Genomic DNA, 18024 nt, shown 5'->3' with positions numbered 1-18024 from the left:
AGCGTCTTTAGGTCCGGCATTGATGTGATTGCGTAGGCCGGTGAATTCGCGACGTGAGGATGGCGCCCGTTTTGGGCGCTTTGGGCTGATCCTGGGTTTGAACGGATAAACAGATAATGCGCTTGCTTGTGCGGTTCATGGGCTTCCTGTTCGCCGCGGGAACGGTGGTGTTCCTTGTCGGTGTCGGTGCCGTGGCGGGCCTGATCTGGCATTTCTCCAAGGACTTGCCCGATTACTCTCAGCTTCAGGATTACGAGCCGCCGGTGATGACCCGCGTGCACGCGACCGACGGTTCGCTGCTCGGTGAATACGCCAAGGAGCGGCGGCTGTATCTGCCGATCCAGGCGGTGCCGAAGCTCGTGATCAACGCGTTCCTCGCCGCTGAAGACAAGAATTTCTACGAGCATGGCGGCATCGACTACACCGGCATGGCGCGCGCCGGCCTGGTCTATATCCAGAATTACGGCTCCAACCGGCGTCCGCAGGGCGCCTCGACCATCACCCAGCAGGTCGCCAAGAACTTCCTGCTGACCAACGAGGTCTCCTTCGCCCGCAAGATCAAGGAAGCCTTGCTCGCGATGCGGATTGAGAAGACCTATTCGAAGGACAAGATCCTCGAGCTCTATCTCAACGAGATCTATCTGGGCCTCGGCGCCTACGGCATTGCGGCGGCCTCGCTGGTCTATTTCGACAAATCGGTGAACGAGCTTACCGTTGCGGAAGCGGCTTATCTCGCGGCGCTGCCGAAGATGCCGGCGACCCTGCATCCGGTGCGTAACCGCGACCGCGCGATCGAGCGCCGCAACTACGTGATCGACCGTCTCCAGGAGAACGGCTGGGTCAAACAGGCCGACGCTGACAAGGCGCGCAAGGAGCCGCTGGTCGTCACCAACCGTTCCAACGGCGCCCACACCTTCGCCGGCGAATATTTCGCCGAGGAGGTCCGCCGCGACATTTTCGAGCGCTATGGCGAGAAGAAGCTCTATGAGGGCGGCCTCTCTGTCCGCACCACGCTCGATCCGAAGATCCAGGTCATGGCGCGCAAGACCATGGTCACGGGCCTCGTGAACTATGACGAGCAGCAGGGCTATCGCGGCGCCATCAGCAAGCTCGATACATCGGGCGACTGGGGCGTGAAGCTCGCCGAGATCAAGTCGCTCTCGGATATCTCGCCGTGGCGCATGGCGGTGGTGCTGGAGACAAGTGACCAGTCGGCGCGCATCGGCTTCCAGCCGAGCCGCGAGCTCGGCGGCGCCGTCAGCAAGCAGCGCGAGACCGGCCTGATCACGCTCGATGGCGTCAAATGGGCGAAGGCGGCCCAGGGGCCTGCGAAGGGCAGGGCGGCGACGGCGGTGTCGCAGGTGCTCCAGCCCGGCGACGTGATCTATGCCGATCCGCTCTACAAGGACGGCCAGCCTGTCGAGGGCCAGTACCGGCTGCGCCAGATCCCCGAAGTGTCGGGCGCAATGGTGGTGATGGACCCCTGGACCGGCCGCGTGCTCGCCATGGTCGGCGGCTTCTCGTTCGACCAGAGCCAGTTCAACCGCGCCACCCAGGCCTACCGGCAGCCGGGTTCGTCGTTCAAGCCGATCGTCTATTCGGCCGCGCTCGACAACGGCTACACGCCCTCGACCGTCGTGCTCGACGCGCCGATCGAAATCGACCAGGGGCAGGGCGCAGGCGTCTGGCGGCCTGAAAACTTCTCGGTGAACAAATATCAGGGGCCCGTGACTCTGCGCAACGCGCTGCGGCAGTCGCTCAACACGGTGACCGTGCGCCTCGCGCAGGACATCGGCATGCCCTTGATTGGCGAATATGCGCGCCGCTTCGGCGTCTACGACGAGCTGCCGAACTATCTCTCCTACGCGCTCGGCGCCGGCGAAACCACGGCGATGCGCATGGTCACGGCCTATTCGATGCTCGCCAACGGCGGCCGCCGCGTGAAGCCGACCTTGATCGACCGGATCCAGGACCGCTACGGCCACACCATCTTCAAGCATGACCAGCGCGAATGCCGCGGCTGCGATGCGCCGGGTGGCTGGAAGAACCAGCCCGAGCCGCAGCTGATCGACCGCCGCGAGCAGGTGCTGGATTCCATGACCGCCTATCAGATCACCGAACTGTTGGAAGGCGTGGTCCAGGCCGGTACCGCGACCGTCGTGAGGGAAGTCGGCAAGCCGATCGCCGGCAAGACCGGTACCACCAACGAGGCCAAGGACGCCTGGTTCGTCGGCTTCTCGCCGGATGTCGCGGTCGCCATCTATATGGGCTACGACAAGCCGCGTCCGCTTGGCAAAGGCAACGCGGCGACCGGCGGCCATCTGGCAGCCCCCATCGCGCGCGATTTCCTCAAGCTTGCGCTCGCCGACAAGCCCGCTGTTCCCTTCAAGGTGCCGGCCGGCATCAAGCTGATCCGCGTCGTCGCCAAGACCGGCATGCGCGCAGGTCCCGGCGAGACAGGTGGAACCATCCTCGAAGCCTTCAAGCCGGGCACGGCGCCGCCGGACAATTACTCGGTCATCGGCGTTGCCGATGCCGACGGGCGCATCCCGGCGTCGCAGCAGCAGCAGCCGGATTCCGGCTTCTTCATGCGGCCGGGCACCGGCGGGCTGTACTAGCGGATAACGCCGCAGACAGACGAGGCGGGCGGTTGCGCTTTGCAGCCGCCGCCGCTACATCGGCGTTGCAATCAGACGCGGGAACAATTCCGCGAGAGCAGAGAACGACATGCGCGCCGAAATCGAACGGTTGGTAGAAGAGATCAAGCAGTCAGTCGGGCTGCTGAGGAGGCATCTTTGACGTCGAGAAATCGACGGCGCGCCTCGCTGAGCTGAACAAGCTCGCAGAAGATCCCAATCTCTGGAACGATCCCCAGAAAGCCCAGAAGCTGATGCAAGAGCGGACCTCGCTTGAGGATTCGCTGTCTGGCATCGGCAAGGTCGAGCAGCAGCTCGAAGACGATATCGGTATGATCGAGCTCGGCGAGGCCGAGGGCGATGCGGGTGTCGTCGCCGAAGCTGAAATTGCGTTGAAGAATCTCAAGAAGGAAGTCGCGCGGCGCGAGCTCGAGGCGCTGCTGTCGGGCGAAGCCGATCGTTTCGATTCCTATCTCGAAGTCCACGCCGGCGCCGGCGGTACCGAGAGCCAGGACTGGGCGCAGATGCTGCTCCGCATGTACTCGCGCTGGGCCGAAACCCACGGCTTCAAGGTCGAAGTGCTCGAAGAATCCGACGGTGAAGAGGCCGGCATCAAGTCGGCGACCATCCAGGTCTCCGGCCACAACGCCTATGGCTGGCTGAAGACGGAGGCCGGCGTGCACCGGCTGGTGCGGATCTCGCCATACGATTCCAATGCGCGCCGGCACACCTCGTTCTCGTCGGTCGCCGTGTTTCCCGTTATCGACGACAGCATCAAGATCGATATCAAGGAATCTGACGTCCGCGTCGACACCATGCGCTCGGGCGGCGCCGGCGGCCAGCACGTCAACAAGACCGAATCTGCGGTGCGGCTGACGCATATTCCGTCCGGTGTCGCGGTGGTCTGCCAGGCCGGCCGCTCCCAGCACAAGAACCGCGCGCAGGCGTGGGATATGTTGCGCGCGCGGCTTTACCAGATCGAGCTGAAGAAGCGCGAGGAGAGGGCCGCCGCCGACCAGGCCGCCAAGACCGACATCGGCTGGGGCCACCAGATCCGCTCCTACGTGCTCCAACCCTACCAGATGGTGAAGGACCTGCGCACGGGCGTGCAGACCTCGGACACTTCGGGCGTGCTCAACGGCGAGCTCGACGACTTCATGGCCGCGACGCTGGCGCAGCGCGCCTTCGGCACCGTGACCGGTGAGATCGAGGACGTGGATTAGCCATGACCCGCGTCGCCTTCATCGGGCTTGGACGGATGGGCCACGGCATGGCCGGCCGCTATCTCGATGCCGGCTTCACGGTGACGCTCTGGAATCGCAGCAAGGCCAAGGCGGAAGACCTGATCGCGCGCGGTGCACATTGGGCGACCTCGCCTGAGGATGCGGCCATCGATGCCGACGCGGTCGTGACCATGGTCGCCGATGACGAAGCTTCGCGGGCGGTCTGGCTCGGGCCCAAGGGCGCGGCCAAGACGGCGAAGGCCGGCACCATCGCGATCGAATGCTCCACCGTCTCCTATGACCACGCGCGCGAGATGGGCCGCGAGCTCAACGCGCGGGGGCTCATTTATATCGACTGCCCGGTCACTGGACTGCCGGATGCGGCAGCTAGCGGAAAGCTGACGCTGCTGGCCGGCGCCGATGCGGCCGATCTCGAGCGCGCGCGGCCGTTCCTCGAACCGATCGGCTCGACCATCCGCCATTTCGGCGCCGTCGGTTCCGGCACGGTCTACAAGCTTATCAACAATCTCATGGGCGCGATTCAGATCGCCGGCCTCGCCGAGGGGCTGGCGATCGCCGAGCAGGCCGGGCTCGACATGAACCTCGTGCTGGAATCGATCCAGGCCGGCGTGGCCGCAAGCCCCCAGGTGCAGCGTCACTCCAAGCGCATGGTTGCCCGCGACTTCAGCGGCGCGACGTTCACGGCGGCGCTCCGGCACAAGGACGCCGCCTATGCCGTCATACTTGCCGAGAGCCTGCTCGCGGACAAACCGCTGGTCGCACGCGCTGCGGTCGAGTCCTATGCACGGGCAACAGCCGCCATGCCTGACGACGACGAAGGCAAGATGATCGAGCTGGTGTCGCGGCCGAAGAAGCCGTCCTAGCCGGCATCGACATGGGGCAGCCTCGTTCAGAACGTGGTCTCGGCATTGCCCTCGTCATCGCCGCCGCGATTGCCTGGAGCACGGCGCCGTTCTTCACGCGGCTGCTGCCGTTCGATCCCTGGACCATCCTGTTCTGGCGCGGCCTGTTCGGCGGCAGCCTCATCACGGTGATTCTCGTCCTGATGCAGGGGCCCGCGGCTCTCCGGCAGCTGGTGGTGCCGGGACGCGGCGGCTTGCTCGTCGCCTCATTGTCCACGCTCGGCATGGTCTCCTTCATCCCCGCGCTTCAGATGACCAAGGTGATGAACGTGGCCGTGCTGATCGCCATGCAGCCCTTCGTCGCGGCGGCACTGGCGTGGCTGTGGCTTGGGGAGGCCGCGACATGGCGCACGCTGATCGCGAGTCTTGTCGCCTTCGCCGGTGTGGCGATCACAGTCGGTGGCGTCGAAGCCGGCGCCGATGTCGGCGGCGTTGCTCTGAGCTGCCTCATGGTGCTCGCCATCTCGGCCATGACGGTTGTCATTCGGCGCCACCGGCAGACGTCGATGGTCGCTGCGGCGGCGCTGTCGAATTTCCTGGGAAGTCTTGTCAGCCTCCCGTTCGCCCGCGACATCATGCATGTGGACGGAAGCCACCTCGCTATCCTCGCGATGTTCGGCTGCCTTCAGGTCGCGCTCGGCCTGACCTTCTACATGCTCGGCTCGCGCTTGCTGCCCTCAGGGCAGGCCTCCCTGATCGCGACGCTGGAAACGCCGCTGATGCCGTTCTGGATCTGGGTCGCCTTTCGGGAGATCCCGGCCGTTCATGCCCTCATCGGCGCTGCCCTGGTGATCGGGGCGGTGGTTGCCGATATCGCTGGGGACGCCCGGTCGCGCCCGCCGTCCTGATCAATGTCGTCTGGCCGGAAATCGGGTGGCAATGCCCGTTGTGCTGTTATAGGCGGCGGTCTCGGCCATTGATGTGAGACGCCATGTCCCCGAACGACAACCGGATCGATGCGCGAGACTGGTCGCTGCTCGCCGTGCTCTCGGTCCTCTGGGGTGGATCGTTCTTCTTCAACGGCGCGGCGCTGCGGGAATTGCCGCCGCTCACGCTCGTGTTCCTGCGCGTCGCGCTCGGCGCGGCCATTCTCCTGCCGCTGCTCCGGATTCAGGGCATCAGCTTTCCCAAGGGCGTGACGGGCTGGAAGCCGTTCGTCGCGATCGGGCTGCTCAACAACGTCATTCCATTCTCGCTGATCGTGATCGGCCAGACTTTCATTCCGAGCGGGCTGGCGTCGATTCTGAATGCCACCACGCCGCTGTTCACGGTGATGGTGATGGCGGCGGCCAGGGAAGAGGCGTTGCAGGTGCGGCGCGTGGCTGGCGTGGCGTTGGGGCTCGTTGGGGTGATCATCCTGAGGGGCTGGGGCGTTGAGTCGCGCACCGGGCAGGAGATCGGCATTCTGCTCTGCCTCGGCGGCGCGTTCAGCTACGGTCTTGCGGCGCTGGCGGCGCGGCGCCTGCTGAAGGATTCGCCGCCGCTTGGCACCGCCACGTTTCAACTGATGGCGTCCACGGTGATGATGGCGATCGTCGCCGGCGCGATGGAACAGCCGTGGCGTCTGCCGATGCCGGGTCTGACAACCTTGCTCGCGGTGCTAGGTCTCGCCGGCCTGTCGACCGCGCTCGCCTATATCGTCTTCTTCCAGATCCTGCGGCGTTCGGGCGCGACCAACGTCATGCTGGTGACGCTGCTCATTCCCGTGACTGCTATCCTCCTGGGGTGGTTGGTGCTGGGGGAGCCGATTTCCATGCGTGAGATCGGAGGCGCAATCGTCATTGGCAGCGCATTGCTCGTGATCGACGGGCGGGCTGCGAGGATGCTGCAGCGCGTCGGGTAAGTTCCAGACCTTGCGTTTCACGTTGCGGAAAATCCTGCCGCTTGCCAGCCGCGGGCCGCCTTGCGACACTCTCTCAAAATAAGAATGACAAAATATAGGGGAGAGAACGATGCCGGGTCGTCGCGAAAACCTTGCTGCCCTCGCCATGCTTGTTGCCGGAGTGCTCGCCACGACACCGGTCGCGGCGCAGAAGAAATACGATCCCGGCGCCAGCGACACCGACATCAAGATCGGCAATATCATGCCCTATAGCGGGCCCGCGTCGTCCTATGGCGTGATCGGAAAGACCGAGGCCGCGTTCTTCAGGATGATCAACGACCAGGGCGGGATCAACGGCCGCAAGATCAACTTCATCAGCTATGACGACGGCTACTCGCCGCCGAAGGCGATCGAGCAGGCGCGCAAGCTCGTCGAGAGCGATGAGGTTCTGCTGATCTTCCAGGCGCTCGGCACGCCCTCGAACTCCGCGATCATGAAATACATGAACGCCAAGAAGGTGCCGCAGCTCTTCGTCGCCTCCGGCGGCACCAAATTCGGCGATCCCAAGAATTTTCCGTGGACCATGGGCTTCCAGCCGAACTACCAGAGCGAGGGACGCATTTACGCGAAGTATATCCGGGACAACTTCCCGAACGGCAAGATCGCGGTGTTCTGGCAGAACGACGATGCTGGTAAGGATCAGTTCAAGGGTCTGAAGGACGGGCTTGGCGACAAGGCCAGCATGATCATCGCCGACAAATCCTACGAGGTCAGCGATCCCTCGATCGACTCGCAGATCGTCGCCCTGCACGATTCCGGCGCCGACATCTTCTTCTCATGGGCTGCGCCGAAAGGTTCCGCGCAGGCGATCCGGAAGGTCGGCGAGCTCGGCTGGAAGCCAAAGTTCTTCCTCGCGAACACTGCGACCTCGGTCGCCTCGGTGCTGAAGCCCGCCGGGCTCGACTATTCCAAGGACATCATCTCGACCATCTATCTGAAGGACCCGACCGATCCGACCTGGGACAAGGACCCGGCCGTGGTGAAATGGCGCGAGTTCATGGACAAATATTATCCCGACGGCGACAAGGCCAATTCCAACAACGTCTATGGCTATGTGCAGGCCGAGGCGATGGCGCAGGTCCTCAAGCAGTGCGGCGACACTCTCACCCGCGACAACGTAATGAAGCAGGCCGCGAACCTGAAGGATTTTCACACCGATCTGATGCTGCCCGGCATCATGGTCAACACCTCGCCGGACGATTATTTCCCGATCGAGCAGATGCAGCTGATGCGCTTCAACGGGCAGGCCTGGGAGCTGTTCGGCGACGTCATCACTGGCGAAGTCGGCCACGAGCGCAGCCAGTAAGTCAGGACTGGCTGCCGGCTTTCGCCTTCAACGCCATGCCGCCAGCCACGCCGACGCCGAGCACATAGATCCAGCCCTCGTGGAAATCGAACAGGTGCGAGTTCAGAAGCGAGCTCGCAATGTTCTGCACGACGACGACGAGCCCGATCCAGGCGGCAAGACCGTCGCCTGTAAACAGGCGAAGATGGGCGATCCACATGGCGTAGAGCAGCACGACGCCCAGCAGCCCCCATTGGACCGCTATGTTGAGGGTCTGGTTGTGCGGATTGCTGACGATCTCGGCGTCGAGGCCGCTCTCGCCCGTAGCGGCGCGTTCGAACTGCCGCTTGATCGAACCGGTGCCATGGCCGAGCAGGGGCGCCTCGGCAACGGCCGAGGCCGATTTGCGCCAATAGGTCAGACGCTGTGCGGTGGAGGCGCGGCTGATGTCCTCACGCCCGTGCCGGTACTCGACGGCGATATCGGTGATGCGCTGGCGCAGATAAGGCGACGTCGTCCAGGCCAGCGCGCTCGCGGCGACGGCGCCCGCGAGCAGGAGCAGCGTGGCGCGCCGACTTAGATGCTGCCAGGCGAACAGTGCCAGCAGCACCGCGATACAGAGCAACGCCGTGCGGGCGGAGGCGACGAACACCATGTTGGTGACGAACAGCAGGATGAGTGCCAGGCAGGTGGCTGTGCCGATCACGCTTCCGCCGCGCCAGAAGCTCAGCGCCGGCAGCGCGAGCGCGAAGGCGCACAGCGTGAACTCCTGGCTCTGGTCGATGTAGTTCTTGACGGGAACGCCGGCCGACGCGGTCGCGGTCAGTTTCCAGGCGGGATCGAGCAGCACGATCCAGGAGAAGACCGCAAGCAGCGCGCAGGAGACGAGAAAGGCGAGGCAGACCTGGAAGCCGCGCTCGGATCGCGAGAAATGATGGAGCAGCGGCGGAATCAGCACGAGCTTTGCGACGGGCTTGATCGCATGCAGCCGATCCGCCCACGCGGCGTCCGACCACAGCGTGCCGACGAGTGCGAGCAGCAGCAATGCGAAGGGCAGGGCAAGAGCGGGCCGCGCCAGGCTGTGCGCATAGTCGCGCCAGTCGATGGTCGGCGTCACCGCGATCAGCCAGAGCCCGACCAAGATCGAAGGCGCCGTAGTCGACCACGGCAGCGACGCTGCGATCATGGCGGCGAGCACATCGGCGGCCCGGATCAGTATGGCCGAGCTCTGCCAGGGCTGCGCATCGGCGGGACCAACCCACGCTGTGGGTTCGGCAGTCACGCGGATAGGCCTATTGCGCGGCGACAAGGCGTTCCGGGGGCACATATTGCCCGAGGAAATCGCGGGCCTGGGTCTGGTAGCCGAACCGCTCGGCAAGCTCATGCCGTCGGGCGCGGATCCTGCCGCGGCATTCCTCCTGCCGCGCCAGGACGCGGGTGACGGAGGCCACGATCGACTCGGTCGCAAACGGATCGAAATAGTCGGCGAGCTCGCCCGCGACCTCGCGGAACACCGCGATGTCCGAGCATAGCACCGGCGTGTTCGCGGCCAGCGCCTCGATGATCGGCACGCCAAAGCCTTCGGCGAAGCTGGGCATGATCAGGCCGTGCGCCTCCGCGATCAGCGCTGCCTTCTCGTGCTCGTCGACATAGCCCGCGAAGCGGACATTTTGCGGAAGATTGCGCATCCGGCTGATCTGGCCGGCATAGCCGATCACGACGAGATCGGCATGGGGGATGTTGCGGAAGGCACGAATGACAGTGGCGACGTTCTTGCGTGGCTCGTTCGATACGATGACGACGAAGCTCGGCCGCCCCGGACGCCCCGACGGGGCTGGGAGGTTCAGGACATCCGGGGCGTCGAACCGGGTGCGGGGATACACGACCCGCGCCGGTAGGTGTGCAAATTGCGGCAACAGTTCCCTGAACCGCATCATGCTATAGTTTGAAACGAAGGCGAGCTCGTCGGCCTGACGCAGGCTGGTGAGGAGCCGCGACAGGAACAGCCGCGTTGCGATGTCGCCGAGCTTGAGATCGGTGAGCGGCAACAGATCATGCACGACGCAGATCACCTTGGCGTTTGGCCTGCGCCTGATCGCCACCCGCGTCGGCGTGTCCACGACGATGACGTCGTAATCGCGTGCGTCGATCCGTGGCGGCGGCAGCAGGAAGAAGGCCGAGGAGTCCTGGTAGCTGTAGAAGCCGGGCTCGAGCTGAAAGTCGCGGAACAGTTCGAGGTGCCCCAGATCCGGCGGGATGTATTCGAGCGCCGCAGTCTTGTTCTCGATCAGCCGCGCGTGCAGCCCACGCAGGCCGATCGCGCGCAGGAAGCAGACGGCGTAGTCCAACGATATGGACGTGGTGGCCTTGTGACGGAACCAGTCGAACGTGCGCCGCACGCCGCTGCGCGTTACCGGCTCGCTCATGTTGATCTCGTCGAGGAACCGATAAAGAGCGAGCAGCTCGATGTTACGCGACTGCGCCGGAAAGAGCTTTGTGCGCCGCTCGCGTCGGCGCAGCTTGCGGTAACGCCGCGTGGTCTCGACCAGCAGCGTGAGTTCGTGGCCCTCGGCCGCGAGCGAGCGCATCAACTCGCGCGTGAAATGGAAGATGCCGCGCTTGTGGTTGGGTTCGCCGAGCGCTTCGGACACGACAAGGATGTTCTGCTTCATGCGCGTTTCTCGATCAGCTCGAAGGGAAGTGGGGACGGCGACTCGACGGTGACGGTCGAGCCAATACGGCCGTGATCGAGATTGATGATGCTGGTGCAGGTGCGGCGCAGCAGCGGCTGGTCGTGCGAGGCGATGATCACGATCGCAGCCTGCGAGACCAGGTTTTGCAGCCGCTTCTCGGCCTTCTCCGCAAAGTGCTCGTCGACCACGCTCAGCCATTCGTCGAGCAGGAGGATGTCGGCCGGAAAGGCGGTGGCGGTCGCGAACAGCACGCGCATCAGCATGCCCGAGGAGAACATCCGCAACGGCAGCCGCTGCATGCGCGCCTCGAGCTCGGTGAAAGCCCAGATCTCGTCGATCACGGCGCGCGTCGGCTTGCGCCCGCTGATTCGCAACAGAAGGGTGATGTTGTCCTCCGCGATGAAGTCGAGATTGACCCCGGCATTCAGGCCGAGCAACGGCACGATATTGCCCCTGATTCCGACTGAGCCGCTGCTCGGCGGATAGACGCCGGCGATCAGCCGCAGCAGCGTCGATTTGCCGGAGCCGTTGGGGCCGGCAAGCCCGATGCGCGCGCCCGCCGCGGCCTCTATCGTGACGTTGTCGACGGCGCGGATGATCCGCATCTCGCCCTGCTCGCGGATGAGGTGGCCGAGCAGCCGCCGCTTCAGCGAGAAGTCGTAGGCGCCGTAGAGGGGATAATCGAGGCAGACGTTGCGCAGGCTGATCGAGGCCATCGGTCAGATCCAGAACGCGGCTTTGCGCAGGTGGACCAGCGTCAGCACGCTCGCACAGATCAAGAGCGCCAGAGTCACCAGCACATAGACGATGCTGGTCGCATCGACGTGGCCGCCGGCGAGCGGCTCGCGCCACACCGCAAACAGATGCGTCAGCGGGTTGAGCCGCATCACGGTCGAGCGATGATTGATCATCTCGGCAGACCAGATCACGGGCGAGGCGAGAAAGGCGAGCATCAGCGTGGATTCGATGATTGGCTTGAGATCACGATAGCGCGTCGCCAACGCGCCGAGGACGAGGCTCAGGGCGAAGGTGCAAGTCACGAACAGCAGGAGGCCGGGCATGGCTGCGAGCGCGCCGGAGAGATCGTGCGGCGAGAGCAGCAGCCAGAGGATCAGCGGCACGCAGGCGTTATGCAGCGCGAACAGCCCCTGGCGGAAGGTGCATTGCAGGAGGAAGATGACCGGCGGCAGCGCGCGGTCGCGGATCAGGCTCGCCGAGTTCTGGAGTGCCGTGGTGGCGTCGAGCACGACGCTGTTGAGGAAGGTCCAGGCTGTCATCGACAGCGCCAGCATGGGCAGCCGCGCCATCATGTCGGCGTTCGACATCTGGCCGATCACCGAACCAAGCACCGCGACCACGATCGCCATCTGGAGCGACATCCAGAACGGGCCCAGCAGCGAGCGCACATAGCGGTGGCGCATGTCGGACCAGGCCAGGGCCGCGGCAATCCGCAAGCTGTCCAGCCAGCCAGTGGCCTGAGGCGTCTCACCGGCGGGCGCCACTTCATTGCAAGGCGCGGTGACGGCTGCGCGGTAGACGCTCTCCATGCCTTCCTTGAAGGTCGTGGCGGAATAGCGGGTCACAGCGCGTGTCCGGGCCGAAAGCCCCATGCGGCGGCGGCGCTCGGGATCGCCGAGCAGGGTGTCGATGGCCTCGCCGAGTTTCTCGGCGTCGCCCGGCGGCACGGTGATCGCCTCCATGCCGTGGCGGGCGACACGCGGCACCGCGGTATCGAGCGCCGTATTCACCACGGGGCGGCCGGCAGCCATGGCCTCGAGCTGAACCAGGCCAAAAGTTTCGGCATTGGTGACGGATGGCATCGCGAAGACGTCGGCGAGGCACATCAGCTTGATGCGCTCGCAGTCGTTGACGGAGCCAAGCAGGCGGACGCGCTCACTGAGGCCGAGATCGCGGATCAGTTGCTCGAGCCGGGGCCGCTCGGTCCCTTCGCCGATGATCCAGACCTCGAACTGGCGGTTGACCGCGGCGCGGATCAGCACGTCGAACCCCTTGTAGGGCACGAGCCGGCCGCAGGCCAGCACGAGCCGGCCGCGATCGTTGACGTGATGCGGCTCGATCTTCGGCCAGTCGTAGACCGTGGTGTCGATGCCGAACGGCACGACATGGCATTTGTCTTCGAATTCCCGCAGCAGCGGCGCCTCGTCGACCAGCACGCGGTCGGAGACGATGATCGCCTTGGCGCGGCGCAGTGTCCGCCGCATCAAGGGCTCGACGAACCAGCGCAGGCCGGCATGGCTGACGATGTCGGCGTGCCAGTGCACGACCAGCGGCCGCTTGCGGCCGAACCCGAACGCGAAAACGAGGTCGGCGAGCGGGAAGGGCGCGTGCAGCGCCAGCAGATCGTGCTCCGCGATCCTTCGCCAGAGCCGCCACGGATAGGTGGGGGCGGCCGGCAGCGACATCACATTGCCGAACGAGCGGACGCGCTCGACCTCGACGTCATCGATGATCTCGCGGCGCTCGCCCGACTGCGAGCAGACCAGCACGGCGGAGGCGAAGGTTTCCCGCAGGCTCGTGCAGATGTCGCGGATCACGGTGAGCGTGCCGCCGAACAGGTCGGGATAGTAGATCTTGAAGATGTGCAGCACCGACGGGCGGCGCGGAGATTCGCTGGCGTTGTTCATGATGGCGATCAGCCTGCGAGGAGTGCTGCGACGAACGGTGCGGCCAGCACCGAGATGAAGATCACGCCCCGCACCAGAGCCGGCAGCATCGGCTCGATCAGGCTGTGACGGCCGTGGTCGAGCATTGGAACAGCACGCGGTGCACTGGAAATGCGGGCCAAGCGGTCGGCCATGGTCAATGTCCCTTCAAGTCGCGCCCTCAGTGGCCTCTCGTATATGTGGGAAAATTTACCACGTCAATCGGCAAATGGAAAAAGTGGGATTGTGTCCCACGCCAGGCATCGCTACAATTCAGACATGAATGCCAAGCCCGGGTCCAAAGCGGCGGCGCCACAGCCGAACGCCGCCGCAAAGCTGCACGCGCCGCTGGCGCGGCTGCTGCGCCCGTTGGTGCGGCTGTCCATTCGCAGCGGCATGACGTTCCCGGCGCTGGCGCAATTGCTCCGCGAGCTCTTCGTCAACGTCGCCGAGCATGATTTCGCGCTCGAAGGAAAAGAGCAGACCGACAGCCGCGTCAGCCTGTTGACCGGGATTCACCGCAAGGAGGTGGCGCGGCTGCGCGGCGCCGGCGCGCCCGTGCACGAGACGCCGGCTGCGTTGTCGCTGACGAGCGCTGTGATCGCGCGCTGGCTGGCCGCGCCGGAATTCACCGATGCGAGGGGCGAGCCGCTGCCGCTGCCGCGCACCGCCGAAGGTGACGCGCCATCGTTCGAGCAACTGGTCGCCTCCGTCACCAAGGACGTGCGTCCGCGCGCTGTGCTCGACGAATGGGTCGACCGCAGGCTCGTCAACATCAACGAGGCTGACGAGATCGAGCTGGTCGAGGCGGCCTTCGTCCCGAGCGGCGCGGACGACAGCAAGTGGCATTATCTCGGCCGCAATCTGCACGACCATATTGCCGCCGCCGCCGAGAACGTGTCGGGGCCGGCGCCGCGCTTCCTCGAGCGCGCCGTTCACTACAACAACATCTCGCCGAAGCTCGCGAAGCGTCTCGAGGCGCGCTCGCGCGAGCTCGCGATGGACGCGCTGAAGACTGCCAACCGCGAGGCGAATCGCGCGCTCGCCAAGGACAAGGGCGGCGACGCCCGCTGGAATTTCGGCATCTACATCTACAGCGAGGATGCTGATAAGGAGGGCGACGGCAAGGAGACCGGAAAGGAAGGCGGCAAAGAGGGCAGTTCCTCATGAGCCGGCCGCCGCTCATCTCCCGACGTCTGCTGCTGACAGGGTTTTGGCTCGCCGGAACAGCGATTGCGCGAGCGCAGGTCAGGCGCGGCACCGACCAGGGTATCGGCGGCACCGGAATCACGCGCGGCGATGATCACGGCATCGGCGGCACCGGCATCGTCGGCGTGATCCAGCGTTTCGGCAGCATCTTCGTCAATGGCGAGCGCGTCACCTATGCGAACGACGTGCCGGTGCGAATCGACGGCGAGGCGGCCAGCCCCAAGGCGCTGCGCATCGGCCAGCTCGCGCGCGTGGTGGCGACGCGGCAGGCCGACGGCACGTTCGTCACCCGCAACATCGCGATTGCGAGCGAGGTCTCGGGCCCGATCGAATCGGTGAAGGGCAATGAGCTGACGGTTCTCGGCCAGAAGATCGTCGCGAGCGGCAAGGAGAGCAAGCTGCGTGCGGGCACGCAGGTGGCGGTCTACGGCTTGCGCCGCACCGACGGCGTGATCGTCGCAAGCCTCGTCGAACCGCGCCACGATGCAGCCGAACGCGTCACCGGTCTGGTCGAGCGCGGGCCGGACGGCCTGCGTATCGGCGGGCTGAAGGTGAACGGGGTCGATCCCTTGCTCGTCGGCCAGCGCGTCCAGATCGAGGGCAGCACGAGACAGGGCGCGATGCAGGCCGCACGCACGCGCATCGATGATTTTTCGGATCTCGTTGGCGCCAGCCGGCTCTCGATCGAGGCCTATGTGCAGCGTGCGGGTTCGAGCCTCCAACTCGGATCCGGGCTCATCGCCCATGACAGCTCGCGCTTTGGGCCGGCGGCGGGCGAAGCGCGCATGGTCGTCAACGGCGTGTTCGATCGCTCTCGCGGCCTTCAGATCGACTCCGCCCAGGCTGTCGGCCAATTCCCGGGATCGCCGACGCAGGCGCCGGGTGGCGCAAGCAATCCCAACCGGTCGTCCGGCGGCTCGATCCTGCATCCGAATCGCAGCAGCACCACTCCGAGCGGCAGCCAGCCCGGCCCGGCTGGCGGGCCTGCGCCGGGATCGAGCCCTGGTGCAAATCCCGGCTCCGCGCCGACAGGACCGAGCGGCCCATCGGGTCCCGGCGGTCTTGGCTCGCCCAGCGGCGGGCCCATGGGCCCCGGTGGTGGAATGGGTGGTGGTGGCTTCGGTGGTCCCGGCGGCGGGATGGGCGGCGGCCGGCGCTAGAAGCACGCCACGCCGAAAGCGCGCGACGCGGGATCTAGCCCGCGCTGAGACGCACGCCGGCGCGCAAGAACTTCTGCGGATCGACCGCTTCGCCGTCGATGCGGGTTTCGTAGTGCAGATGCGGGCCGGTCGAACGTCCGGTCGAGCCGACGAGCCCAACCACCTGACCGATCTTCACGATCTCGCCGACCTTGACGTTGATCTCGGAGAGATGGCCGTAGCGGGTCGCAAGTCCATTGCCATGATCGACCTCGATCATGCGGCCGTAACCGCCGGACCAGCCGGCCGAAACGACCTTGCCATTGGCGGTGACGCGCACGGGATCGCCGGTCGAGGCGCGGAAGTCGAGGCCGGTATGCATCGCGGGCCGGCCGAGGAACGGATCGCTGCGCACGCCGAAGCCGGAGGTGAACTCGACCTCGCCGATGACCGGCTTGCGATAGGGCACCAGCGCCAGCGTGCGGTTGAGCCGGTCCATGTCGGCGCGGGTGAGGTTGATGCGATAGAGCTGTTTCTCGAACGGCCCGGCGTTGGCATTGAGTTTGACGGGAACAAAAGGACCGCCCATGGAGGTTCGCGGCACAGCGGCCTCGAGATTGGCGATGTTCAGGCCGAGATCGCTGACGACGCCGCGCATCCGCCGCATCCGTGAATCCATGCCTTCCTCGACGGCGTTGAGCGTCGCGATCTGGCGGCGCTCGACCTGGTCAAGCGAGGTCGTGAGTCGGACCAGGACATTGTCGAAACCCTGGTTCTTGGCGAATTGGTTGACCGGCGGGGCCATGATGGTCGGAGCACGCGATTCGAGCCGCGCTTCGCGATCGGGCGGTGCCACGAAGATCACGGTATCGCTGATCGGGGACGGCTTTGGCGTACCCTGCGTCGTGGTCTGGGCCGTGTCACCGCGTTGCGGCGCCGAGCGAGGGATGGATCCCGTCACGTCGGGCATGGCGCCGAGCGCCGTGGCCCGGGACTCCAGCGCCGTCTGGCGCTTCATGATCTGGTCGAGCTTCTGGTCGAACTGCTCCTGGTCCAGCAATTGCCGGCTGGTGGTGCGGTCGACCTTGGCGCGCAGCTCCGCGATGCGGTCCTCATAGGCATATTGCATCTCGGCCTGCCGGGCGATCAGTCGGGTCAGGACGTCGTCGCGGAAGGCGAAGTAAGTGGCGGTCGCAGCCGACCACAGCCCGAGCAGCACGACTGTGCCGACCACGATCCAGAACACCACAGGTCCCAGGCGAACCTGCTTGCCGTGATGCACGATGGTGTAGGCGTCGTCCGTGGCGGGCAGGGGAATCGCGGCAGCCGCCGCAGCGGCAGGACGGCGATGGAAGGACCGTCCGTGGTCGTGGGAATGATGTTGGGCGTACTGCGAGTATTGGGCAGAACTTTTCGACATCGGCACTCCCGCGCCGGTCGGAACGGTTCCTTGCGGCCTAATTGCCGCAGCAATCTGGGCTGGTCATGGTTAATTTTCCGGAAACGGGAACGCGCGAATTTAACGGGCTGGTTAAAGACTTCTTGCCGCTGCTAGCACCTCGTCGGCGTGGCCGTCGACGCGGACATTGCGCCAGACCTTGGCCACCTTGCCATCGGCCCCGATCAGCACCGTAATGCGAAGAATCCCGAGGAATCTCTTGCCATACATGGATTTTTCGCCCCAGGCCCCATATGCCTCGAGCATCTCATGCTGCTCATCCGAGATCAGGGGGATGCCGAGACTATGCTTGTCTCGGAACTTCTCCTGGGCCTTTAACGGATCGGCGGAGACGCCGAGCAGCGCGGTGCCGGCCGCGGCGAACGCGTCCTTGAGCCGCGTGAAGTCGATCGCCTCGCGGGTGCAGCCGGGCGTGTCGGCGCGGGGATAGAAAAACAGGACGAGCTTCTGACCGGCGTGATCAGCCAGCGTCACCACGCTGCCGCCATCGCGGGGAAGGCGGAAGCCAGGAGCCTTGTGGCCCTCGGCCAGGGCAGGTGCGGAGGCGGCCGGCTTAGAGGTCTTTTCAGAAGATTTTAACCGTTTCGATGCGGCCTTATGCGATGCTGCTTTTACGTTTGTCTTGCTTGATTTGCCGGCCGATGCCCGCTGTGTTTTCGCCGGGCCTGTTTGAGTCGATGCCCGTGTATTCGGGGCCTTCTTTTTATCCGTCGGACTGCCGGAGGGCGTTTTGGACGATTTCTTTCGGGATTTCTTGGACATACGCCTTCCTTTCGTCGCTTTCGGCGGGTCAACCAAAGCGGTATTGCAGCTCTCGTCCGGCGTGCCGGATTCGTGCCCTCGGCTGGGCAAGTTTGACGACGCCGGAGTATGGTTACAAGGAATTCCACGCACCACCCCACTGCTCGTTGA

General features: G+C 65.1%; 15 protein-coding genes. 8 read left to right on the top strand and 7 right to left on the bottom strand.

The window, feature by feature from the left end; genetic code table 11:
* The first annotated feature begins 116 nt into the window (after positions 1-116).
* The 6 genes from ABIB73_RS32230 (at position 117) to ABIB73_RS32205 (ending at position 7970) form a co-directional block, all read left to right on the top strand.
* Positions 117-2618 carry a penicillin-binding protein 1A gene (locus tag ABIB73_RS32230; protein WP_354230733.1) on the top strand — a complete coding sequence of 834 codons (2502 nt, stop codon included), beginning with the start codon at positions 117-119 and terminating at the stop codon, positions 2616-2618.
* Positions 2619-2727: 109 nt separating this feature from the next.
* Positions 2728-3859, top strand: a protein-coding gene (prfB, locus tag ABIB73_RS32225; protein ID WP_354230732.1) for a peptide chain release factor 2 whose coding sequence is annotated in 2 segments (ribosomal slippage) — positions 2728-2796 and positions 2798-3859 — 1131 coding nt in all. Because the reading frame shifts where the segments join, the coding sequence is not laid out codon by codon here.
* Between the two features lie 2 nt (positions 3860-3861).
* Entirely contained in the window at positions 3862-4743 is an 882-nt protein-coding gene (locus ABIB73_RS32220; RefSeq protein ID WP_354230731.1) for an NAD(P)-dependent oxidoreductase, read from the top strand.
* A gap of 11 nt (positions 4744-4754) precedes the next feature.
* Positions 4755-5630 (top strand): DMT family transporter, encoded by an 876-nt coding sequence (locus ABIB73_RS32215; RefSeq protein ID WP_354230730.1) that lies wholly within the window; start codon positions 4755-4757, stop codon positions 5628-5630.
* An 83-nt stretch (positions 5631-5713) separates the two neighbouring features.
* On the top strand, positions 5714-6625 hold the full coding sequence (locus ABIB73_RS32210; RefSeq protein ID WP_354230728.1) for a DMT family transporter: 912 nt from the start codon (positions 5714-5716) through the stop codon (positions 6623-6625).
* Between the two features lie 109 nt (positions 6626-6734).
* Entirely contained in the window at positions 6735-7970 is a 1236-nt protein-coding gene (locus ABIB73_RS32205) for an ABC transporter substrate-binding protein (RefSeq protein WP_354230726.1), read from the top strand.
* 1 nt (position 7971) lies between these two features.
* On the opposite strand, the gene ABIB73_RS32200 is transcribed toward ABIB73_RS32205, so the two are convergent.
* Genes ABIB73_RS32200 through ABIB73_RS32180 form a run of 5 tightly spaced genes read right to left on the bottom strand, consistent with a single transcriptional unit; the run spans position 7972 to position 13460 of the window.
* Positions 7972-9231: an O-antigen ligase family protein gene (locus tag ABIB73_RS32200; RefSeq protein ID WP_354230724.1), complete on the bottom strand. Its 1260-nt coding sequence runs from the start codon at positions 9229-9231 to the stop codon at positions 7972-7974.
* A gap of 10 nt (positions 9232-9241) precedes the next feature.
* A complete protein-coding gene (locus ABIB73_RS32195; protein ID WP_354230722.1) occupies positions 9242-10621 on the bottom strand; it encodes a glycosyltransferase family 4 protein in 1380 nt (459 codons plus the stop codon).
* A complete protein-coding gene (locus tag ABIB73_RS32190; RefSeq protein ID WP_354230720.1) occupies positions 10618-11358 on the bottom strand; it encodes an ABC transporter ATP-binding protein in 741 nt (246 codons plus the stop codon). The genes ABIB73_RS32195 and ABIB73_RS32190 overlap by 4 nt, the downstream gene beginning before the upstream one ends.
* Positions 11359-11361: 3 nt before the next feature.
* Positions 11362-13287, bottom strand: a complete 1926-nt coding sequence (locus ABIB73_RS32185; protein WP_354230718.1) for a glycosyltransferase — start codon at positions 13285-13287, stop codon at positions 11362-11364.
* 8 nt (positions 13288-13295) lie between these two features.
* The gene (locus ABIB73_RS32180; RefSeq protein WP_354230717.1) at positions 13296-13460 is read right to left on the bottom strand and encodes a hypothetical protein; all 165 of its coding nucleotides are present in this window, start codon (positions 13458-13460) and stop codon (positions 13296-13298) included.
* A gap of 124 nt (positions 13461-13584) precedes the next feature.
* Here ABIB73_RS32180 and ABIB73_RS32175 point away from each other — a divergent pair, with 124 nt between their 5' ends.
* Both ABIB73_RS32175 and ABIB73_RS32170 read left to right on the top strand, forming a co-directional pair.
* Complete coding sequence (locus ABIB73_RS32175; protein WP_354230715.1) at positions 13585-14475, top strand: DUF6502 family protein; 891 nt, start codon at positions 13585-13587, stop codon at positions 14473-14475.
* The gene (locus ABIB73_RS32170; protein WP_354230713.1) at positions 14472-15674 is read left to right on the top strand and encodes a DUF5666 domain-containing protein; all 1203 of its coding nucleotides are present in this window, start codon (positions 14472-14474) and stop codon (positions 15672-15674) included. Before ABIB73_RS32175 ends, ABIB73_RS32170 begins: the two co-directional genes overlap by 4 nt.
* Positions 15675-15708: 34 nt before the next feature.
* On the opposite strand, the gene ABIB73_RS32165 is transcribed toward ABIB73_RS32170, so the two are convergent.
* Positions 15709-17073 (bottom strand): M23 family metallopeptidase, encoded by a 1365-nt coding sequence (locus tag ABIB73_RS32165; RefSeq protein ID WP_354230712.1) that lies wholly within the window; start codon positions 17071-17073, stop codon positions 15709-15711.
* Between the two features lie 111 nt (positions 17074-17184).
* Positions 17185-17874, bottom strand: coding sequence for a peroxiredoxin (locus ABIB73_RS32160; protein WP_354230710.1), 690 nt, complete (start codon positions 17872-17874; stop codon positions 17185-17187).
* Positions 17875-18024: the final 150 nt, after the last annotated feature.

Source organism: Bradyrhizobium sp. F1.4.3, from assembly GCF_040548375.1.
Lineage (GTDB): Bacteria > Pseudomonadota > Alphaproteobacteria > Rhizobiales > Xanthobacteraceae > Bradyrhizobium.
Note: the sequence above shows the minus strand (reverse complement) of the source record. Positions and strands in the feature narration are given on the sequence as shown.